We start from the raw sequence: 21,828 nt of genomic DNA, 5'->3' as shown, positions 1-21,828 counted from the left end.
CGCATCCGCCTACGAAACTTTCAAGGATAAATATCATGAGGCAAGAGATCCGGGACATCATCAATCGAGCAATCGACTCGCAGGAAACCCTGTTGCCAGCCGCGGTCGATCGCTCCGCAGGCGACGCGACACCGATCTTCGGCGAGGGCGCTCCGTTTGACTCCATGGGGCTCGTTTCGCTGATCGTCCAGATTGAAGAGATGGTCGAAAGCGAGACGGGTACGGCGATTACGCTCGTCAGCGAGAAGGCGATGTCGGCACATCGAAGCCCGTTTGCGACGATCTCCTCCCTCGGAGAATTCATCGAGTCGCTGCTGCTGGAGGACGCACGTGTCTGACACTCCCATCACACTGATCACCGGCACGCGCAAGGGCATCGGCAAGTATCTCGTCGAACACTATGTGTCGCTTGGGCACCGGGTGATCGGATGCAGCCGCGAGAACGCGGACTGGACATTGCCGGGCTACGATCACATGTGCGCGGACGTGGCCGACGAATCGGCCGTGCGCAAGATCATGTCGTCGATTCGCGAGAAGCACGGCCGGCTCGACAATCTGATCAACAACGCCGGTATCGCGAGCATGAACCACGTCATGCTCACGCCGCTCGCGACCGTCAACCAGATCCTCAACACCAACGTCGTCGGCACGTTCCTCTTTTGCCGCGAAGCGGCCAAGTTGATGACGAAAGAGCGCAAGGGACGCATCGTCAACTTCACGACCGTCGCGACGCCGCTCAAGCTCGAGGGCGAGGCCATCTACGCCGCGTCGAAAGCGGCGATCGGCTCGCTGACCGAAGTGATCGCGCGAGAACTTGCACCGTTTGGCATCACGGTGAATGCCGTGGGACCGACGCCGATCGAAACCGACCTGATCCGTTCGGTGCCAAAGAGCAAGATGGATCGTCTGCTGGCACGCCAGGCGATTCCGCGCTTCGGCACGTTCGCCGATGTTTCCAACGCGATCGATTTCTTCCTGCGTCCCGCTAGCGACTTCGTGACCGGGCAGAACATCTTCCTGGGTGGGGTATGAGCGCGCCCGACGCCCTCGACGCCCTCGACATTCTCGACGCGCGGTTTGCCGACGCCGGCGATGCGGTTGCGCTTGTCATCGGTGGTGACCGGTTTACCTATGCGCAGTTGCGCGCCGAGGTGAGGCGAGTCGAGCAGTTGCTGGCCGCAGAGAGCTGCACAGCGGGGACGGTCGCGCTCGTGGCCGACTATTCCCTGCAGTCGGTTGCGTATCTGCTCGCGCTCTGGCGGTTGCGTAACGTAGTCGCGCTGTTGAGCGGGCGTCAGGCGAACCAGGAGCGTGAGCTGATCCGTCTCGCCGAAGCGGGTTGGGAGATCCGCGTGGACGCAGGAAAAGACGTCGAACTCACGCGCACCGGCGTCGCGACCACGCATGCATTGCTGACGGGGTTGGGTAGCACGCAGGAACCGGGTTTCATCATTTTTTCCTCGGGCTCGACCGGAAGTCCGAAAGCGAGTGTCCATCGGGCAACGCCGTTTCTCGACCGGCACATCGCCCCCAAGCGGTGTCTGCGCTCGATTTCGTTCCTGCTGTTCGACCACATCGGCGGTCTGAACACGCTGCTTTATGTCCTGTTCAATCAGGGTACGTTGGTCGTGCCCGCGTCCCGTCGTCCGGAAGTGGTTGCGCAGGCAATCGAAACGCAACGCGTGCAGGCACTGACGACATCGCCGACGTTTCTCAATCTGCTGATCTTTAGCGGAGCGCTCGAGCGTTTCGACCTGGGTTCGCTGCAGGTCGTGAACTACGGTACCGAACCGATGCCCGAGCGCGTGCTGGAACGGCTTACCGCTGCGCTGCCCGCAACGCGCTTCTCGCAGGCGTATGGGTTGACGGAGACCGGTGTCGTACCGACCCGTTCAGAATCGTCGACGTCGAACTGGCTGAAGATCGGCGGCGAGGGGTGCGACGTGCGCGTCGTGGATGGTCTGCTCGAAATCCGCAGCGAAACGACGATGCTCGGCTATCTGAATGCCGAGAATCCGTTCACCGCCGACGGCTACTTCAAGACCGGCGATGCCGTCGTGCAGAAAGGCGATCACTTCAGGATCGTCGGTCGCCAGTCGGATCTCATCAACGTCGGTGGCGAGAAGGTGTATCCGGCCGAGATCGAACAGGTGCTCAAGGATGTCGACGGTGTGATCGACGTCATGGTGAGTCGCGCCGAGCACCCGCTCGTCGGTCACATGGTGGCGGCGATTTTTCGTCTCACCGAGCCCGAACCGCTCGAAACATTTCGTCAACGGCTGTACGCGTTCTGCCTGGACAGACTTCCGGCAGCGCGGATTCCTCGCAAGATTCGTATCACGACCGAGCCGCTGCACGGCGAGCGCTTCAAGAAAATGCGCACACCGCTCAGCCACGATTCACTTGCCAACGAAGAGGCCTGATGTCATGGACATGGAAGAACTACGGGTGGAGCTTGCTGCGCTCCTCGAAGTGCCGGTCAGCGAACTGACGGATGACGCGACGCTGCAACAGTTTGCCAACTGGGACTCGCTTGCGATGGTTTCGTTGATCGCGGTGCTGGCCGGCGGCGGCGTGAACGCGTTGAACGTACAGAAGCTCGAGAAACTCGAGACAGTGGGCGAGATTCGCGGCCTGCTTGTGCCAGTGTGCGAGAGCGCTGCGCGATGATCGTGTCGATCGATCGTGTCCGCGTGTCCGCAATCACGGCCGCGCTGCCGGCCGCGAGGCTCGACATGGCGAGCCTTGCCGACGAGCATGGAGCGCTCGAGATCCGCCGCATCATCGAGAGCACCGGGATTCGCGCGGTGCGCGTCGCAGGTGCCCTGTCGACCGGCGATCTATGCGAGGCGGCCGCACGGCACCTGCTCGCCGCGACGGACGTGCGAAAAGAGTCCATCGATGCGGTGGTGGTCGTCACGCAGACTCCCGACGATTTCATGCCGGGCGCGGCGGTTGGCCTGCAAGCGCGGCTCGGTCTGTCGGAAGAGTGCCTTGCGTTCGACATCGACTACGGTTGCTCGGGTTATGTCTATGGTTTGTTGCAGGCGTCGATGCTCGTGCAGGCCGGTTGCCGGTCGGTCTTGCTGTGCACGGGCGACGTGACGACGAAGCTGCTCAAGCCCGGCGATCGTCACGTGCAGATGGTGTTCGGCGACGCGGCGAGTGCGTCGCTGATCGAGGCGGGCGACGGGCGAATCGACTATGCGTGCCGTACCGACGGAAGTGGCGCAAGCCACCTGCGGACGCCGCTCGACTACGCCAACGGCTCACACGGCTCGGCGCAGGTTGGACATCTGCATATGAGCGGCAACGAGGTCATGAATTTCGCGTTGACGCGCGTGCCGCCGCTGATCGACCAGTTGCTGGCGCACTGCGGTATCGACAAGGCGGCACTCGATCTCGTGGCGCTCCATCAGGCCAACCAGTTCATGCTGCGCTACCTGCGCAAGATCATGAAACTCTCGGAAGCGCAGACACCGATCGGCTTGTCCGAAGTCGGCAATACCGGACCTTCGTCGATTCCGCTGTTGCTTGCCGGCGGTCACGGTCTTGCCGGGCGTGCGCGCAAGGAATCGCTGTTGTGCGGATTCGGAATTGGCTTGTCGCTGGCGGCGGCGCGGCTCGATCTTTCTGCGACGCGCCTGATCGCACCGGTCAATGTCGTGGCGCCGCTCGTGCCCGATCGTCTTGCCGCGCAGGTGTCCGTATGACAGGACCGGTACTTTTCCATCGCATCGCAGGCACCGGCACCGGCGAGGACGCGGTCATCCTGCTCCCGGGCCTACAGGCGGATCACCGGATCTGGCGCGCCGTCCTTTCCATACTCGCGGCCGACTGGCGAACCGTGGCGGTCGACAATCGCGGCTTCGGTCAGACCCGCTTCTGCGGCGAGCCATTGTCGATCGAGGCGATGGCAAACGACGTGCTCAGATTGATGGACACACTGTCGGTGTCGCGTGTCTGTATCGCGGGACATTCGATGGGCGGCGCAATTGCCCAATGGCTCGCCTACCACCACCCTGAGCGTGTACGCGCGCTGGCACTGTGCAACACGTTTCGCGCGATGCGCAGTGTCGAACTCGCGGCCATCGCGGATCGCCTGAAAGAGCCGTGCGACGCGCGCGACTGGGCGGACATCCAGCGGCAGCTGACGAGCCGTCTGTTCGCGGGCGGGGCGCTGCTAGGCGCGGCAGGCGCTGCAATCGCCGAGCGGCGTGCCGCCACCACGAATGCAATTCACGCGAGCGGCCTGCGCCGCCAGATCGAGGCGCTGCTGTCGTTTGATTCGCGAGACTGGGTCGGGCAACTGAGCCTACCCACATTGATCGTGGATTCGGCCGCCGATCGTCCGTTCTTTGCAGAGGAAGCCAGTTCGCTGAGCCGCGCCATCCACGCTTCGCGGCGCGTCACGTTGCCCGGCGGTCATGCCAGTACAGTCGAGCAATGGCGAGCGCTTGGCCATCTGTTGAAAACATTTTTCGGCGAGTTCGGTCAGCCGGACCGAAGCCCTGTGTCTGTGTACGGCGGACAGGGCGTCCCGCGGCTTCAGGGCGTGTCGCAGAACAGGCAGGTTTCGAGGAACGTTGCACCGTTGTAGCAAGGGCTTCAGACGCACATGACCGTCTCGCCGTCTTTTCAATCACTTCACAGGAGTATTTATGTATTTGATCGTTTCCCAATACGTCGTTGAACCGACCGAGGTCGATCCGCATCGCAAGTCGCACGCGGAATGGGTGACGAAGTACATCAGCGACGGCACCTTCATCGCGGCCGGCCCGCGCGAATCGAAGACGGGTGGCGTGATCATCGCGAAGGGCATCGAGCAGTCGGCGCTTAACGCGATTGTTGCCGAGGATTCGTTCGTCGAACACAAACTCGTGAAGATCGAGATCATCAGCTTCGATCCGGTGTTCGCCTCCGAGCAGTTCGCGGCGCTCAAGGAACTGTGACGCGCCCGGCACTGTAAGCGGGTTTCCGGGCTCGCTGCGAGCCCGGAGCGAGGACCGATCCTGGCCGCGCCGGGCTGCACCTGCTGTGCCCGGACGCGCCGTACTCTATCCACGAACCACACTGATCATGACGCACTCACGGACGCACTATGACGTCGTCGTCGCGGGCGCCGGCCCCATCGGGCTGCTGCTCGCCGCCAACCTGAAGCGGCTCGGCCTGCATGTTGCGGTGCTCGAGAAGCGTGCGACGCGTTCGACACAATCGAAGGCGTCGTCGATGAACGCCTATTCTCTTGCGATCCTCCACGCACTCGGTGTCGTGCCGCGTTTTCTCGCGGCCGGCAAGCCGATCGAGGAACTGGTGGTGTACTGGGACGAACGCAGGCTGGCCCGTGTGGACTACCGGAATCTGCCGTCGCGCTACCGTTACATCCTCGGTCTGTCCCAGCCCGAAACGGAGGCGCTGCTCGAGGAATACTTCGTCGAACTCGGCGGCGATCTGCGCCGTAGCACCGAGCTGCTTGGCTTTACCGAAACCGACGATGCGGTGTTGCTGGATATCTCGCCCGGACAGTCGTTGTCGTGCCGTTATCTGGTCGGCTGCGACGGCGGGAAGAGTACCGTCAGGTCCCAACTCGGTTTCGACTTCGACGGGCTCGATCACGGCGTCGGATTCATCATGTTCGACAGCCAGATCGACTGGGACGGCGATCTCGATCAGGTTCACTACTTCGTGAAGGAAGGCAGTTTCCTGATCGTCATCCCGCAGGCGACCGGTACGCATCGAATCATCATCAAAACGCGCGACGGTGAAGTCGTCGAAGAAGACGAGCCTGCGAAGGCCGCTGCGTATCAGACCCTGGTCGACAAATACGGGCCGCCCGGCATACGTGTCGAAGCGGTGCTCTGGGAATCGAAGACGCAGTACTACAACCGCCTTGCGGAGCATTACGCGCGCGGCCGGGTATTTCTCGCGGGCGACGCCTGCCATCTGTTCAGCTCGATCGGCGGTCTCGGCATGAACACGGGCTTTCAGGACGCGTTCAGTCTTGCGTGGCGCCTCGCCGGCGTGATCAAGGGGCGTTTCAACACGCGCGTGCTCGAGTCGTATACCGAAGAGCGCCGCGGCATCACACAGCAATTGATAGCCAGCACCGATATCAACACGCGGCTCATCACGAGGCTCGACAAAGACGAGCGCGGACCGCTGCGCGACTGGTTGCCGACCATGCGTAACCGGCAGCGTCTCGCGCACGATTTTCCCTACAACTTCTCCGGGCTCGGTCAGCGCTACGTGAGCGGGCTAATTCGTGCCGGGGCAGGGCTGGTCGGAAAACTGGTGCCCTACACGGAGTTTTTCGTCGGCGGTACGCGGATCAGCAGTTACGACCTGATCGACAGCGAGCACTTCATATTGTTGAGCGCCGCCGATGCAGCGGGCGCGCTCGCAGCGCGCCTGTCGTCCAGTCCACTGGTGAAGGTTGTTGCGATCGATCGCACGGCGGTGAACCTGGGCGCGCTCGACGTGCTCGGGCTCAGCGGGCAGCACGCGCTACTCGTACGTCCCGACGGCATCGTGTGCGTGCAGGACGTCGCGACGAACGAGACGGTATTTGCGTCGTTTGTCGACGAGGTCGCGCTCGAAGCGGAAGCCTTGCGTTGCGACTGATTGGCGCTCGTCAGGCGCCCATGTCCGCGACGCTATTCGTACCGCTTCATCCACTTTCAATCGAGGATCAAAATGAAACCTCTTCTGGTGTTCGATCTTGACGGCACCCTGGTCGACACAGCCCGGGATCTCGTGGGCACGCTGAACGCACTGTTGCGCGAGCACGATCTACCTACGGTCGACATGGCCGACGCGCAAAACCTGATCGGCCGAGGCGCTACGGCGTTGATCGAACGTGGCTTCGGGGCGCATCTGCAAGACTATTCGAGCGAGCAGAGACAGGCGCTGCTGCCGCGCTTCGTTGCTTACTACGAAGCGCACCTGCTCGACAACACGGTCGCGTACGCAGGCGTCGCGACGATACTCGAGCAACTGCGCGTGGACGGCTACGAAATGGCTGTCTGCACGAGCAAGGGCACGGGCCCTGCAAAGACCATTCTGGAAGGACTCGGCATCGCGCATTTCTTCCTGGCGGTATGCGGCGGGGACTACTTTCCCGGTGTGAAGAAACCCGAGAAGGGACATGTGCTCGGCACGATCGAGGCGGCAGGTCGTACGTTCACACAGGGCGCGATCTATATCGGCGATTCCGGCGTCGACGTAAAGACCGCACGCAACGCGAGTCTCCCGCTTATCTACGCAACGTATGGCTACAACGACGTTGTTGCGGAATCGATCGACTGCGCCGGTGTGATCGCAACGTTCTCCGAACTGCCGGACGCAATCGCAGCGCTCGAAGCCCGCATCTGATGGGCGCGTCGATTCGCTCCCTGACTCCGACGATAACGATAACGACAAGACTCCTATGAATCGCTTCAAGAAAATCAAACTGATCGCGGTGGACACGAACGGTGTGCTGCTAAAGGACACCTTCGGCGTCACGATCAAAAGATTCATCGAAGGTCACGGCGGCGTCTATACGGCCGAACTGGAACGACTGGTGCTTGGGGCACCGCATATTGCAGGAGGACACATCATGTCGCTCGCCTGCAGGTTGCCGTGGACGGCGCAGGAGACCATCGATGCGTTTCTTGCCGAGCACAAGATCTACACGCGCGACGATCCCGTGGTGGTCAATCCTGGCGTGGACGATGCGCTGGCGTTGCTGCATGGCACGGGTGCCCGCATCACGACCTATGGCGGTCGCCCCGAAGACTCCATGTTCAGCGAATTCCTGCATCCGTTTCGTCAGTACTTCGACCGGGACATCCCGTACGTCAACATCGATCAGATCCGCCCGGGCATGAAAGAGATCGTCGAGCGTTTCGGTTACCGCTCCGACGAGGTGCTGTTCATCGACGATCTCGGCAAGGTCGGAGAGGTGTGCAAGACCCTGGGCTGCGGATTCATCGGCGCGCCCGTCACGGCTTTTCAGCGGCAATTGATGCAGGAGGCCGGCGTCACGCATCTCGTCGACTCGATCGCGGAGATCAGCGTGGAACTGCTCGATCGCATCGACGACGCGTTGTATCACGCTCACGCCTGAACGAATGGCCAACGGGCACATCAATTTAAGAGGTGGGTTCGCATGTCCCAGCAGGTTTCGAATTTATTGCCCGATGGAATCGACCACACGCCGTATGCCGTCTATACGGACATGGAACTGTATCGACGGGAGCTGGAAAGGTTTTTCTACACGGGCCACTGGTGCTACCTCGGACTCGAAGCGGAGATTCCCCAGCCGGGCGATTTCCGCTTGACCGAAGTGGGCGAGCGTCAGGTCATCATGACGCGACTCGAGGACGGTTCGATCAGTGCGGTCGAAAACGTCTGCGCGCACAAGGGCATGCGGTTTTGTCGCGAGCGGGCGGGCAATGCGACCGAATTCAGATGTCCGTACCACCAGTGGAGCTACAACCTGAATGGCGATCTCGAAGGCGTACCGTTCCGGCGCGGCGTGAAGCAGGGCGACCGTGTGAATGGCGGGATGCCCGCGGATTTCCGTCTTGCAGATCACGGTCTCGTCAAGCTGAAAGTCGCGACACGCGGCGGCGTCATATTCGGCAGCTTCGATCACGATGTCGAATCGCTCGAGGACTTTCTCGGCCCGGCCATCCTGAAGTATTTCGACCGGCTGTTCCATGGGCCGAAGCTGACGCTGCTCGGGTACACCCGTCAGCGCATCCCAGGCAACTGGAAGCTGATCCAGGAGAACATCAAGGACCCGTATCACGGCGGCTTGCTGCATACGTGGTTTGTCAACTTCGGTCTGTGGCGCGTGGATAACAAAGGCGAGATGGTCATGGATGCGCATCACCGGCATGCCGCGATGGTTTCGACCCGTAGCGAAGGGGGAAGCGGCGCGGCAACGGAGGGCATCACGAGCTTCAAGAACACGATGGAGCTTAACGACCGCCGGTTGCTCGACGTGCAGGCGGAAGCATGGTGGGGAAATTCGACCGTGGTCATGCTGACGCTGATGCCGAGCGTGATCATCCAGCAGAACGTCAATACGCTCGCTACCCGGCGGATTCGCCCCGTTTCGCCCGGCGTGTTCGATTATGTGTGGACCCATTTCGGCTTCGAGACCGACGACGCAGCGATGACCGAGCGACGCCTGCGCCAGGCGAACCTGGTCGGCCCGGCCGGCTACGTGTCGGCGGATGACGGCGAGGTGGTCGAGTGTCTGCAGCAGACCTTCGCGGCGAGCCCGGTCGGTTCGACCGTCAGCATGCTCGACGGCAAGGGCACCGAAGAATATACCGGTCACATGGTGACCGAGACGCTCGTGCGTGGCATGTACGACTACTGGCGTCGTGTGATGGAGGCATGAAGACCGTGGATTTCAAGGACTATTACGCACTGGTCGAACTGTATGCCGGCTATAGCGCCGCGCTCGACTCCGGCGACTGGGACCGCTGGCCGGAGTTCTTCACGGACGACTGTCTGTACCGGATCGTGCCGCGCGAGAATCACGAGCAGAATCTGCCGCTCGCGCTGCTCGCGCTCGAAACGAAAGCGATGCTCAAGGATCGGGCCTATGGCATCAAGGAGACGTTCTTCTACGACCCGTACTACCAGCGGCACATCGTGGACAACCCGCTGATCCGCGCAACCGACGGCGATGTCTGGGAGGTGGAAGCGAACTACGCGGTGTTGCGTACGAAAACCGCCCAGCTCAGCGAGGTCTATAACACCGGGCGCTATTTCGACCGGATCAGGAAAACGCCGGATGGTTTGCGCTTCGCCACGCGCGTCTGCGTTTTCGATAGCGAGCTGATTCCTAACTCCATGATTTTTCCGCTATGAGCACGTTGACCGATGCATCCTGGGCGCTCGTCGCGCTGCGCAATGACCTTCCTGCGGACAGCGTGACGGCGGTGACGGTGGACGGTCGCGAGATCGCACTGTATCGGCTCGCGGACGAAGTGTTCGCCACCGCCAACGCGTGCACGCACGGCAACGCGCGCCTGTGCGACGGTTTTGTCGAGGCTGGCGAGATCGAATGTCCGTTGCACCAGGGCCGCTTCGATATCCGCACGGGAAAGGCGATGTGCCGCCCGCTCAGGGAGGATCTGCGGATCTATCCGGTGAAGCTCGATGGCGAGCGTGTTTATGTCGGTCTGAACCATTCAGTCAACCCACAGTGAGTAAGCGGCGCTATTTTTTATGAACATCAATTTTTTGCGGATTTCCAGAGTCGTTGCGTTGGCAATCGGTCTGACAGCGGGCCTGGCGGGAGCAACAGACGCGATGGCGCAAGACACGATCAAGATCGGGGAGATCAATAGCTACCGGGCGCAACCGGCGTTTCTCGAACCGTACCGCCAGGGCTGGCAAATGGCGCTCGATGAAATCAACGCGTCCGGTGGCGTACTCGGCAAGAAGCTCGAGGTCGTCTCGCGCGACGACAACGGCAATCCCGGCGACTCGATCCGCGCGGCGCAGGAACTCGTCACGCGCGAACAGGTTTTGCTGCTGTTCGGCGGCTTTCTGTCGAATACAGGGTTGGCACTCACCGATTTCGCGAAGCAGCACCAGATATTTTTTCTCGCCGCCGAGCCGCTGACAGACAAGATCGTCTGGGAGGATGGCAACCGCTATACCTACCGCCTGCGTCCGTCGACCTACATGTTCGTTTCGATGCTCGTCAACGAGGCCGTCAAGCTCAAGAAGAAGCGTTGGGCGCTCGTCTACCCGAACTACGAATACGGGCAATCTGCGGCGGCGACCTTCAAGCAGCAGATGAAGCTCGCGCAGCCCGATGTCGAGTTCGTCGCCGAACAGGCGCCGCCGCTCGGCAAAGTCGATGCCGGTGCAACCGTGCAGGCACTGGCCGATGCGAAACCGGACGCGATCTTCAATGCGCTGTTTGCGGCCGATCTTGCCAAGTTCGTGCGTGAAGGCAATACGCGTGGTCTGTTCGAAGGACGAGAGGTGGTATCGCTCCTGACCGGCGAGCCCGAGTACCTCGACCCGCTGCAGGCCGAGGCGCCCATCAACTGGCTGGTGACGGGGTATCCGTGGTACGCGGTGTCGAGTGCCGACAATCAGCGTTTCGTCGATGCGTATCGCAAGCGCTACGGCACGGCGCCGCGCATGGGTTCCGTAGTCGGTTATACGGCGCTGATGTCGATCGCGGCCGGCCTGCGCAAAGCGGGTAGCCCGGCAACGGAGCCGATGATCGCGGCGTTCAGCGGACTTTGTCTCGGTTCGCCGTTCGGCCCGATCTGTTACCGCGCGCAGGACCATCAGTCGACGATGGGTGCTTTTGTGGGCCGTACCGCGCTCAAGGACGGTAAGGGCGTGATGACGAAGTTCGTCTATGTGGACGGCGCCGCTGTGCAGCCGTCCGACGCGGAAGTCCGCAAGCTGCGGCACGCCGATTGACCCATTGCCGGAGGAGACAAAATGAATCGACGATTTTTTCTGAAGACCGCGAGCCTGTGCGGCATGACTGCGGCAGCTGGATTGGCTGCGCGTGTCGCCTTCGGCCAGAGCGCACCGGCCAGCATCGAGCCCGGTGCCGACAGCGTACTGCTCGTGGTGGATACGCAGAACTGCTTTACGTCGGGCGGAACGCTCGCCGTCAAGGACGGCGAGCAGATCGTTCCGGTGATCAACCGCATCGGCAAGGCGTTCGCGAATGTCGTGCTGACCCAGGACTGGCATCCGCGCGGGCACGTGTCGTTTGCGTCGTCGCACCCGGGCAAGAAGCCATTCGATACCGTGCATCTCTCGTACGGCACCCAGGTACTCTGGCCCGACCACTGCATTCAGGGCACAGAGGACGCCGGGTTGCGCCAGGACCTCGATGTCCCGCAGGCGCAGCTCATTATCCGCAAGGGTTATCACAAGAATGTCGATAGCTACTCCGCCTTCATGGAGGCGGACCGGCACACGTCGACGGGACTGGGTGTCTATCTGAAGGCACACGGTATCCGGCGCGTGTTCGTCACCGGGCTGGCAACCGATTTTTGCGTGGCGAACAGCGCACTCGACGCGCGGGCAGAGGGGTTCGATGTGTATGTGATCGAGGACGCCACGCGTGCTGTCGATCTGAACGGATCGCTTGCCGAGGCTTGGGACGCTATGCGTCGCGCAGGTGTCAAGCGCATTCAGTCGAGCGATCTTCGTCTTGTGTCCGGGCCTGTCAAATCATGAGCAAACAGACTCGACGCCCCGACATCGACGGGCTGCGCGCCGTCGCCATCCTGTCCGTGATGGCCTTTCACTTCAATCCCCGCTGGCTGCCGGGCGGTTTCGCGGGGGTCGACATTTTCTTCGTGATCTCGGCATACCTGATCACGAGCATCATCCACGCAGGGATGCTCGACGGGAGCTTCTCGTATCAAGCCTTCTACGTGCGACGGATCAAGCGCATCTTTCCTGCGTCGATTCTCGTGTTCGGTGTCACCGCGTTTCTCGCCAGCCAGTTGAACGGCCTGTTACTGTCCGATGCGAAGTACGTGCTGCTGTTCCTGTTCAATTCCCACACGAGCAACTACTTTACGCAGAACAGTCAGACCAATTTTTTCCTGCACTACTGGTCGCTGTCTATCGAAGAGCAGTTCTATTTCATCTGGCCGCCGTTGTTGGGGCTTGCCCTGTGGGGCGGCGCACACCTGTTCGGGCCGAATACATGCCGAAGATGGTTGCGTGCGCTACCGCTTGCGATCGCCGTGACCGGATTCGTACTCGGCGAAATCTGGGTTCACGATCCTGCTTCATCGGGCACGGCCTACTTTTACTCGATGCCGCGGTTTGGCGAACTGGCCATCGGCGCGTTCGCCGCCCTGTTGCCACGTTCGCCGTCGCTCGGCAGGCTGGCGGGCAATCTGCTCAGCGCCGCGGGCGCGCTGGCGATCGCGCTGGCCTTCGTGTTCCTCGACGAGAAAGTTTATCCCGGCGTTCAGGCGCTCCTGCCGTGCGTCGGCGCCGCGCTGATCCTGTATTGCTGGAACCCGGCAGGCGGCGTTGCGCTCGTGAATCGCGTTCTTGGCAGCCGCCCGCTTGTCCTGATCGGGCTCATCTCCTATTCGCTCTATCTGTGGCACTGGCCGGTGTTGTCGATCATGCGCTTCTGGCGTGGGCAGAACGCGCTGCCCGCGTCGTGGATGGCGAGCGCGCTCGGGCTGATTTTCCTGCTGTCGATTGCGACTTATCACTTTGTCGAGCAACCGTTCATCCGTTCGAAACCCGGCTTCAAGGTCGTATTTCCGGCGTTCGTGAGTACGACGCTCGCGGGAGTCGCCCTGATCCTGATGATGACCGGCGTCGACGCGTACAACATTGCACCGGTGCTCGGCAGGACCTTCACCAACGTCACAATCGACGGCCAGAACACCCACCTGACAAGCGGCTGGATCGACCCATGCTTCGACAAGAGCTTTCATGGCAAGTCGAAAGACGTAGTCGACAGGACGTGTGCGATCGGCGCGGCCAGGTCGCCGTCCATCCTGCTGGTCGGCGATTCGCACGGCGCCGCGATCGGCGCGTTCATGGACCAGTTGGGCAAGCGCGAAGGATTCGCGTTGACGTCGTACGAAGTGGGCGCGTGCCAGATCGCCGAATGGGGGCTCGCGGCGCGCGCGCCCGACGTGGTCCGTACGCCGGAGCGTATCCGCAACTGCCAGGACATGCTTGCCTTCATCAAGGCTAATCACGAGAAATACCAGGCAATCTTCGTCGTCAATGCGTTCAATCTGTTCGCGGGCGACTACAACGTGTTCTCGCATGCGCCGGAAGCGGCGCCGAGTGTGCGCGTCGACATCCTGAGCGAGATTGCGAAGACGACGCCGATCTATTTCTTTTACGACAGTCCGGTTATCGACCGCTCGATTCAATACTCGCCATTCTTCGCATGGCTGCACTTGCCGACCGGCGGGTACCCCGTGAAAGACGGCGATCGGGGCAACCCGCTTATCGCGCGCGCCGTGGCGTCGATTCCCGGTGCGCACTGGATCGATCTGGGCGACAGCTACCATGCCCTCACGAAGGATCATTTCGTCTACAAGGGGTACCCGGTGTATGTGGACAGCAATCATCTGAATGGCTACGGCGCCCGCTCGCTTGCCGACATCTTCATACAGGGCGACGATGCCTGTTTCTTCTGCCGTGTTCTGACCGCGCAGTCATCACGATGACGCCGGTACACTGGATATCGCCGCTGGCAGATCGACGCGGCGGCGCGGTCCATTTTTACAATCATCATTGGTCAGGAGACCGCTGTTCATGACTGGAGCACAAACCAAACCTGACGCCGTGCATCGCGTCGCCATTGCCGGTGCGACGGGCCGGATGGGCCTCATGCTGCTCAAGGCGGTCATTGAGGCCGACGACTGCCGCCTGAGCGGCGCCTTTGCGGGCGCCAGCGCGCATGGCCAGGATGCCGGCACGGCGCTGGGCATCGAGAGCGGCATCGCGATCGTGGCGGACCCTTACGCCGGATTGAAAGGCGCGCAGGTTCTGATCGATTTCTCGCGCCCCGAAGCGACGATGGCGAACCTGGCCGCGTGCCGCGAACTCGGCGTGGGTCTCGTGATCGGCACGACTGGTTTTAGCGCGGAACAGAAGGCGGACATCGCCGATGCAGCACACCATATTCCGATCGTCACGGCACCGAACATGGGGATCGGCATCAACATCACGTTCAAGCTGCTGTCGATTGCCGCGAAGCTGCTTTCGACCGGCTATGACATCGAGATCATCGAGGCGCATCACCGCCATAAGGTCGATGCGCCGTCAGGCACCGCATTGAGAATGGGCGAAATCATCGCCGAGGCATTGGGCCGCGATCTCGACACGTGCGCAGTCTATGCACGCGAGGGCGTGACCGGCGAGCGCGATCCGTCGACGATCGGCTTCTCATCGATTCGCGGCGGCGACATTATCGGCGATCACACAGTGATGTTCGCGGGAACCGGCGAGCGCATCGAAATCACGCACCGTTCCGCCAGTCGCAGCGCTTACGTGCAAGGTAGCCTGCAGGCGGTGCGCTTTCTCGCGGATCGGCAAACGGGTCTGTTCGATATGTTCGATGTGCTCGGTTTGCGTTAGTGCGCAAGCCGGACTAGAGGGGTAGGGACACCATGTACGACGTATTCCAGACGGACCGCCTGATCGACCTGTGGTTGACCGAGGACATCGGCTACTGCGACCTCACTGCGCAACTGATGATCGAAGCGCACGAGACCGGCGCGTTCTACATGAATGCACGCGAACCGCTGATCGTCGCCGGTATCGATGTCGCCGCGCGCGTATTCCGGCGCTATGACTCGACGCTCGATGTTGTCGTGCACGTGAAGGACGGCGACAAGGTTGGCCCGGGTACGGTGCTGGCCGACGTGCGCGGCAATGCACGCAGCGTGCTGACCGCGGAGCGCACGGCATTGAACATCGTGCAGCGTTTGTCCGGCATTGCGAACCTGACCGCGCAGTACGTCGCAGCCATCGCCGGTACGCGGGCACGGCTGATCGACACGCGCAAGACGATGCCGGGTCTGCGGATGCTCGAAAAGCATGCCGTGACGTGCGGCGGTGGGTTGAATCACCGGCTCGGTCTCGACACCGGTGTGATGATCAAGGACAACCACATCGCCGTGTGCGGCGGTATCGCGAAGGCCGTGCAGCGCGCGCGCCGGCAGTTGCCGGTGCTGACGAAGCTGGAGGTGGAGTGCGATCGCCTGGAACAGGTCGGCGAAGCGCTCGAAGCGGGTGTCGACGTGATCATGCTCGACAACATGTCGATCGAGGACATGACGCGCGCTGTCGAGATGGTCGGCGGCCGTGTGCAGATCGAGGCATCGGGTGGCATCAGTCTCGCGACCATCGGTGCGATCGCGAAGACCGGTGTCGACTACATCTCCACGAGCAAGATCAACCAGGCGGCGTCATGCGTCGACATCGGCCTGGATGATACGAAATAGCCGCCATGACGGCGGCCATCTCGCGGCGTTGTAGCTCGAAGCCTGGCATCGAGCGATACCGTCAGATCGACCGGTATCGCTCACTACTTGCGACTAGTGTCGCTGCTCTTCGTGGTGACCACCACCACCTCCGCCGCCGCTCGGGTGCGCTTGCGGTTGCGGCCGCGGTTGTGGTTGTGGACGCGGCTCGAAGTGCTGCTGCGGTTGGGGCTGCGGACGCGGCTGGAAGTGCTGCTGTTGTTGCTGCGGTTGAGGCTGAAAGTGTTGCGGTTGCGGTTGCGGACGTGGCTGTTCCTGAGGACGCGGTTGCTCCTGCTGCCGCGGCTGTTCTTGAGGACGCTGTGCTTCACGCGCCTGTCCCGCTGCGGCCTGATTCGTGCGCTCCTGATTCATCCCGGCTGCACGCTGCTGCGCTTCGGCTTGCCGCTGCTGTTGCTGTTGTTGCTCCTGCTGCTGCCGTTGCTGCTCGTTGTGTTGCTCCATCGCAGCTTCACCCTGCGGCCGTTGCCCGCCATTGAATTGCGCTTCGCGCCCAGCCTCGCCACGCGGCTGCTCGTTGCGCTGCGGCGCCGCGGCACCGTTTGCGGGGCGTTGCGCGCCAGCGGCGAAGTTGTTCTCACGAGCGCCTTCAGGACGCGGCGGCTGGCCGGCGCGCTGCGCTTCAGCCGGCGCCGGACGGGCGCCTGCGCGCATGTCGTTCTGCGTGAAATGCGGCATCGTCATCGGGCCGGAGTGGGCCTGATTCTGCGCTACCCGGGCCTGCTCCTGCGCGCGGTTCAGGTTCGCCGGGTTGGCGCCGAAGTTCGGCCGACCCTGGTTGTTGTTCACGACGTTGTTCGTCGTGTTGTTGCGCGCGAAGTTATTGTTCGTGCCGTAGTTGTTGTTGGTGACGCGCGAGTTGTTGATGTTGTTGATGTTGTTCACGCGATTGATGACCGTAGTCGACTTCGAGACGTAAGTGGTGTTGTTATAGACCACCGACGGACGATGCCATCCACCGCCGCCGCCACCACCGCCATACCCTCCGCCGCCGCCATAGCCGCCGCGGTCGCCACCCCAGTTCATGCCCCACGAATGCCATCCCCATCCGTAGTGATGGCTGATCGCCGCGCCGACGATAATGCCGACGCCGAACGTAATGACGCCTGCCGCGACGATGTCGCCGGTGGAGTAGACCGGCGGGCTATACGCATAGCCCGGGTAGACCGGCACCGGTTCGCCGTACACGACGGCCGGATTGTAGGTCGGGACATAGACCACATCGGGCTGGGTCGGCTCGATGACGATGGTCTGCGGCGGCGCTTGAACGATGGCCGGCCCCGCATACACATCCGGCTCGTCCGGGTCATTCGAATAGACTTGCGGCGGCGGTGCGGAGCGTGCAACCGACGAAACCGCCTGTTGCGGCGTCGACTTCAGGTTGCCGTCCTGCTGGGCGCGTTGACGCATCACCTGGATCGCGTTCATGACGTCGTTCGGATCGTTCACGTAGGCTTCGCCGAGCGCGGTCGTCCATTGCGGGTTGCTTGCCATCTGGTTCAATACCGCGGGGAACGCCGTCAGCGATTTCACGCTGACGTCCCAGGGCTGCTGGTTCGCGGCGTTCTGCAGGGCGTCGCCCTTCAGCGACGGGTTCTGCGTAAGCCATTGGTTAGCTGCGGTGACCTGGTCCGGGTAGGTCGCGCCGGCCAGTACCTGGGCCACGAGCTTGTCGGGGAACAACGCGATCGGCGCGACCATCTGTTCGAGTTGATCGGCGGTCGGCGGCGTATAGGCGCTTGCAGCAGCGGAGGCCGGCTCGGCTGCGGATGCCGCGGAAGCCCCCGATGCCGCCTGGCTCGCGTCGGTCGAGCCGGTCTTGTTGCAGCCGGCCAGAACCAGCAGACTTACGATCAGCGACGACGCCACGACGTTGCTGAAAACCTTCCTGTTCGCTTTCATATTTCCCCCAGTGTGTCCAGTGTCGCTATCCCTAGCGATTCAGTACTAATTAACGCACTGAAGGCTGTATTGGAGTATCCAGAATGTGTTACAAGCATGATTTTGTGTTTTTGAAAGAATTCCGCGTGAACTTGAATAACCCGTGAAATAGACCGGCAAAATGGACAGACTGCAGACAAAACGGAGCCGGCATTCCGACCGGCTGCCGGCAGGGGCGAAAAGCGGGTAGTGCAGACAAATGCTGACAAGCTGACAAAGCCGGAAGGTAAAACCGTGTGTGCAGCGCAGCGCCCGGAAACGCTTCGGCAAGGGGATCGGTTCGGACGGATACGGAGTGTGCCAAAATCAGAGCGGCATTTCAAATTTTACGAAGTCCGGGTCGGTTACGCATAAATGGCTGTGGTAACGTGCTGGCCGACGTCGGGCAAATACCCCGTGCATCGGCGTTTACTCTAATCCAGAGCTGATCAGGTTCGCGCGTGCCATCATTTTTTATAGACCGCCCGGTCTTTGCGTGGATCGTTGCACTTGCCATTATCGTGGCGGGTGCGCTGGCGATTCCGCAATTACCTATTGCCCAGTATCCGCGCCTCGCTCCGCCGCGGATCATCATTTCGGCCACCTATCCGGGTGCGTCGACCGAGAACGTCGACAATAACGTCGCGAGCGTGATCGAGGAAAGCCTCGACGGCGCGGACGGCATGCTCTACTACGAGACGACCAGCGACGCGCTCGGCAACCTGGAAATCGACGCGACGTTCACGCCCGGCACGAATCCGGACATCGCGATGGTCGACATCCAGAACCGTCTGAAGCAGGTCGAGCCGCGCTTGCCGCAACAGGTCGTGCAGCAGGGGATCGGCGTTTTCAAGGCCGCCAATACGTTCCTGATGCTGGTCGGGCTGACCTCGACCGACGGCACACTCGATTCCGTCGAACTCAGCGATTACCTGAGCCGCTACGTACTGCGCGAACTGAAGCGCGCACCCGGCGTCGGTTCGGCCCAGCTGTGGGATGCGGACGAAGCACTGCGTATCTGGATCGATCCGGTGAAGCTGCGCGAATACGATATCGCCGCGGGCGACGTCAACACGGCGATTGCCGCGCAGAACGCCGCGATTACGGCGGGCACGGTCGGCGATGCGCCGTTTGTTGCCGGCCAGCAGACCACAGCGTCGGTGATCGTGAAGGGACAGCTCCTGTCGCCAGCCGAGTTCGGTCAGATCGTGCTGAAGGCGAAGCCCGACGGGTCCGCCGTGCGTTTGCGCGACGTCGCGCGCATCGAAATCGGTCGCGCCGACTATTCGTTCTATTCGCGGCTGAACGGCCACCCATCGGCTACCGTCGGCATTCAGCTCGGGCCGCGCGGCAATGCGCTCGAAACATCGAATGCGATTCGCGCACGGCTCGGCGAACTCGCGAAGAGCCTGCCGCCTGGCGTCAAGGTCGAGATCCCGTTCGACGGTGCGCATTTCGTGCAGATTGCGATTCACGAAGTCGTGGTCACGCTGCTCGAAGCCGTGGTGCTGGTGTTCTGCGTGATGTGGCTGTTCCTGCGCGACCTGCGCTATACGCTGGTGCCGACCGTGGTCATTCCGGTCACGCTGATGGGCGCGTTTCTCGCCATGTACGCGCTCGGCCTGTCGATCAATGTGTTCACGATGTTCGGCCTCGTACTGGCCATCGGGATTCTGGTCGACGATGCGATCGTGGTCGTCGAAAGCGTGCACCGGGTGATGGACGAAGAGGGGCTCTCCCCACGCGACGCGACCCGCAAAGCCATGTCGCAGATCACCGGCGCGATTATCGGCGTGACCGTCGTGCTCACCGCCGTGTTCGTGCCGATGGCATTTTTCCCGGGCGGTGTCGGTGGGATCTACCGGCAGTTCTCGGTGGCGATGATCGCCTCGATGTTGGTGTCGTCGTTCATGGCGATGTCGTTGACACCGGCGCTCTGCGCCAACCTGCTGAAGGCGCCGAAGCAGACGCCGCAACAACGCGATGCGCGACGTGGTCCGCTCGGGTTTGCCGCGCGCTGTGCAACCGGTTTCGCTACGGGTTTCGAGCGTGCCTCGAACGGCTACCGCTGGCTTACCTCGCGCACCGTGCGACGCGTGGGCCCCGTGCTCTGCGTGTATGCCGTGCTGGTCGGTATCTGCGCGGTGCTGTACTGGCAAATGCCCGGTGGCTTCCTGCCCACTGAAGACGAAGGGCAGATGCAGGTGATGATCCAGATGCCGGCGGGCGCGACCCAGGCGCGCACGCTGGCTGCAGCCGAACGTGTCGAACAGATCCTGCATCGCGAGTCCGCGATTGCGAACGTGACGACGGTGATCGGCTGGAGTTTTCAGGGTAGCGGTCAGAACGTTGCGATGGCCTTCGTCGAACTGAAGGACTGGAGCAAGCGCAATATCACCGCGATGGCACTGCGCGACAAACTGAACGAACAGTTTGCCAAGATTCTCGACGGTTCGATCGATGCTCAACTGCCGCCTGCCGTGCCCGGTCTCGGTCACTCGGATGGCTTCGTACTGCGGCTCGAAGATCGTGGCGGGGTCGGCATCGAAGCGCTGAAAGCCGCGCGTGCGCAGTTGTTCGCCCAGGCCAAAGCCGACCCGATGCTCGCGTCGATACGCTCGGAGGATCTGCCGGACGCGCCGCGCATCGAACTCGATATCGATCGCGCCAAGGCCTATGCGCTCGGTGTGCCGTTCGACAAACTGTCGGACCTGCTCGGCAGTACGTTCGGTTCGTACTACGTCGACGATTTTCCCGCGTCGGGCCGGATGCGTCGCGTGATGGTGATGGGCGATGCCGCGACGCGCATGAGCGTCGACGACCTGATGAACCTGGCGGTGATCAATTCGTCGGGCGCGATGGTGCCGATGTCGGCGATCGCGTCCGTGCACTGGACGGTCGGCCCCGTCGTGCTGAGCCGTTATAACGGCTATCCGTCGCTGGACGTGAGCGGCCGCGCGGCGCAGGGCTACAGCTCCGGTGCGGCGATGGCCGAGATGGAACGGCTTGCGGGGTCTTTGCCGCTCGGCGTTTCCTACGACTGGGTCGATGCCGCACGTGAAGAAACGGTGGCAGCGAAGTTGACGCCGCTGCTCGTCGGTCTCTCGCTGCTTGCGGTTTTCATGGCGCTGGCCGCGCTCTATGAAAGCTGGACGATTCCGCTGTCGGTCCTGATGGTGGTCCCGCTTGGGGTGATCGGTGCGGTTTCGGCAGTGCTGTTGCGTGGCATGCCTAACGACGTGTACTTCAAGGTCGGGATGATCACCGTGATCGGCCTGTCCGCGAAGAACGCCATCCTGATCGTGCAGTTTGCGCGCGATCTGCACGCCCGCGGCGCCCCGCTGATGCGCGCCGTCACCGATGCCGCGGCGATGCGCTTCCGGCCGATCGTGATGACGTCGGCGGCGTTTCTGCTCGGTGTGGTCCCGCTGGTGATCTCGAGTGGCGGAGGCGCCGAGAGCCGTCGTTCGATCGGTACCGGTGTGTTCGGCGGGGTGCTGGCCGCCACGCTGCTGGGGCTCGTATTCGCGCCGGTCGCGTTCTATGCGGTCGTCTCGGTCACGCAGGGCAGACGCCGGCTCGCCGAACTGAATCGTCGACGCCGCGAGCGTGGCGCACGACGCAGCGCACCAGCGCTCGGCGAGCGCGACAGACGGTTGCAATCCGGCAAATAATCTCTGCGCCGGCCGCCGTGCGAGCGCGGCCGGTTCGTCGTGCTACACGTCGCAAACGACGTGTCATGTTGCTGACACAGGTTCTGCCCACTTGGGCGTATACCCGCAACGCGTCTATCCACAACTCATAAAAACTCTCACTTGATGGGATAGCACGAAAAATCTGGAAACCCGCTGCACTGCTGAATATAGTCACCTCCGAAACC

The 21,828-nt window shown here is 62.1% G+C and carries 20 protein-coding genes; 19 read left to right on the top strand and 1 reads right to left on the bottom strand.

Annotated elements, in window-relative coordinates:
- Positions 1-35 precede the first annotated feature (35 nt).
- From FNZ07_RS23600 to nadC, 18 genes are all read left to right on the top strand, one after another.
- On the top strand, positions 36-338 hold the full coding sequence (locus FNZ07_RS23600; RefSeq protein WP_091013140.1) for a hypothetical protein: 303 nt from the start codon (positions 36-38) through the stop codon (positions 336-338).
- Positions 331-1,032: an SDR family NAD(P)-dependent oxidoreductase gene (locus tag FNZ07_RS23595; protein ID WP_091013137.1), complete on the top strand. Its 702-nt coding sequence runs from the start codon at positions 331-333 to the stop codon at positions 1,030-1,032. Before FNZ07_RS23600 ends, FNZ07_RS23595 begins: the two co-directional genes overlap by 8 nt.
- Entirely contained in the window at positions 1,029-2,423 is a 1,395-nt protein-coding gene (locus FNZ07_RS23590) for a class I adenylate-forming enzyme family protein (protein ID WP_091013134.1), read from the top strand. Before FNZ07_RS23595 ends, FNZ07_RS23590 begins: the two co-directional genes overlap by 4 nt.
- A gap of 4 nt (positions 2,424-2,427) precedes the next feature.
- On the top strand, positions 2,428-2,670 hold the full coding sequence (locus FNZ07_RS23585; protein ID WP_091013131.1) for a hypothetical protein: 243 nt from the start codon (positions 2,428-2,430) through the stop codon (positions 2,668-2,670).
- Between the two features lie 23 nt (positions 2,671-2,693).
- Positions 2,694-3,713: a 3-oxoacyl-ACP synthase III family protein gene (locus tag FNZ07_RS23580; RefSeq protein WP_170275824.1), complete on the top strand. Its 1,020-nt coding sequence runs from the start codon at positions 2,694-2,696 to the stop codon at positions 3,711-3,713.
- Positions 3,710-4,600: an alpha/beta fold hydrolase gene (locus tag FNZ07_RS23575; protein WP_091013123.1), complete on the top strand. Its 891-nt coding sequence runs from the start codon at positions 3,710-3,712 to the stop codon at positions 4,598-4,600. Before FNZ07_RS23580 ends, FNZ07_RS23575 begins: the two co-directional genes overlap by 4 nt.
- Before the next feature lie 61 nt (positions 4,601-4,661).
- Positions 4,662-4,952 carry a YciI family protein gene (locus FNZ07_RS23570; RefSeq protein ID WP_091013121.1) on the top strand — a complete coding sequence of 97 codons (291 nt, stop codon included), beginning with the start codon at positions 4,662-4,664 and terminating at the stop codon, positions 4,950-4,952.
- Between the two features lie 127 nt (positions 4,953-5,079).
- The gene (locus FNZ07_RS23565; protein WP_091013118.1) at positions 5,080-6,621 is read left to right on the top strand and encodes an FAD-dependent oxidoreductase; all 1,542 of its coding nucleotides are present in this window, start codon (positions 5,080-5,082) and stop codon (positions 6,619-6,621) included.
- Between the two features lie 72 nt (positions 6,622-6,693).
- The gene (locus FNZ07_RS23560) at positions 6,694-7,371 is read left to right on the top strand and encodes an HAD hydrolase-like protein (protein ID WP_091013116.1); all 678 of its coding nucleotides are present in this window, start codon (positions 6,694-6,696) and stop codon (positions 7,369-7,371) included.
- Positions 7,372-7,426: 55 nt separating this feature from the next.
- Positions 7,427-8,107 carry an HAD family hydrolase gene (locus FNZ07_RS23555; protein ID WP_091013113.1) on the top strand — a complete coding sequence of 227 codons (681 nt, stop codon included), beginning with the start codon at positions 7,427-7,429 and terminating at the stop codon, positions 8,105-8,107.
- Between the two features lie 42 nt (positions 8,108-8,149).
- Positions 8,150-9,394, top strand: a complete 1,245-nt coding sequence (locus FNZ07_RS23550; RefSeq protein ID WP_091013110.1) for a Rieske 2Fe-2S domain-containing protein — start codon at positions 8,150-8,152, stop codon at positions 9,392-9,394.
- A complete protein-coding gene (locus tag FNZ07_RS23545) occupies positions 9,391-9,870 on the top strand; it encodes an aromatic-ring-hydroxylating dioxygenase subunit beta (RefSeq protein WP_091013107.1) in 480 nt (159 codons plus the stop codon). Before FNZ07_RS23550 ends, FNZ07_RS23545 begins: the two co-directional genes overlap by 4 nt.
- Positions 9,867-10,211 (top strand): non-heme iron oxygenase ferredoxin subunit, encoded by a 345-nt coding sequence (locus FNZ07_RS23540; protein ID WP_177228289.1) that lies wholly within the window; start codon positions 9,867-9,869, stop codon positions 10,209-10,211. Before FNZ07_RS23545 ends, FNZ07_RS23540 begins: the two co-directional genes overlap by 4 nt.
- Before the next feature lie 19 nt (positions 10,212-10,230).
- Positions 10,231-11,451 (top strand): ABC transporter substrate-binding protein, encoded by a 1,221-nt coding sequence (locus FNZ07_RS23535; protein WP_091013104.1) that lies wholly within the window; start codon positions 10,231-10,233, stop codon positions 11,449-11,451.
- Between the two features lie 21 nt (positions 11,452-11,472).
- Positions 11,473-12,225: a bifunctional nicotinamidase/pyrazinamidase gene (gene pncA, locus FNZ07_RS23530; protein ID WP_091013103.1), complete on the top strand. Its 753-nt coding sequence runs from the start codon at positions 11,473-11,475 to the stop codon at positions 12,223-12,225.
- Positions 12,222-14,207 (top strand): acyltransferase family protein, encoded by a 1,986-nt coding sequence (locus tag FNZ07_RS23525; protein WP_091013099.1) that lies wholly within the window; start codon positions 12,222-12,224, stop codon positions 14,205-14,207. The genes pncA and FNZ07_RS23525 overlap by 4 nt, the downstream gene beginning before the upstream one ends.
- A gap of 154 nt (positions 14,208-14,361) precedes the next feature.
- Positions 14,362-15,120: a 4-hydroxy-tetrahydrodipicolinate reductase gene (dapB, locus tag FNZ07_RS23520; protein WP_245811538.1), complete on the top strand. Its 759-nt coding sequence runs from the start codon at positions 14,362-14,364 to the stop codon at positions 15,118-15,120.
- Between the two features lie 32 nt (positions 15,121-15,152).
- Positions 15,153-15,989, top strand: coding sequence for a carboxylating nicotinate-nucleotide diphosphorylase (gene nadC / locus FNZ07_RS23515; protein ID WP_091013092.1), 837 nt, complete (start codon positions 15,153-15,155; stop codon positions 15,987-15,989).
- Between the two features lie 93 nt (positions 15,990-16,082).
- Here nadC and FNZ07_RS23510 read toward each other — a convergent pair whose 3' ends face one another.
- Positions 16,083-17,930: a DUF3300 domain-containing protein gene (locus tag FNZ07_RS23510; protein WP_091013089.1), complete on the bottom strand. Its 1,848-nt coding sequence runs from the start codon at positions 17,928-17,930 to the stop codon at positions 16,083-16,085.
- A 479-nt stretch (positions 17,931-18,409) separates the two neighbouring features.
- Between FNZ07_RS23510 and FNZ07_RS23505 the strand changes: the two genes are divergently transcribed.
- Positions 18,410-21,622, top strand: coding sequence for a multidrug efflux RND transporter permease subunit (locus tag FNZ07_RS23505; protein WP_091013086.1), 3,213 nt, complete (start codon positions 18,410-18,412; stop codon positions 21,620-21,622).
- The last annotated feature ends 206 nt before the right edge of the window (positions 21,623-21,828 follow it).

The sequence above is a fragment of the Paraburkholderia megapolitana genome (assembly GCF_007556815.1).
GTDB classification, from domain to species: domain Bacteria; phylum Pseudomonadota; class Gammaproteobacteria; order Burkholderiales; family Burkholderiaceae; genus Paraburkholderia; species Paraburkholderia megapolitana.
Note: the sequence above shows the minus strand (reverse complement) of the source record. Positions and strands in the feature narration are given on the sequence as shown.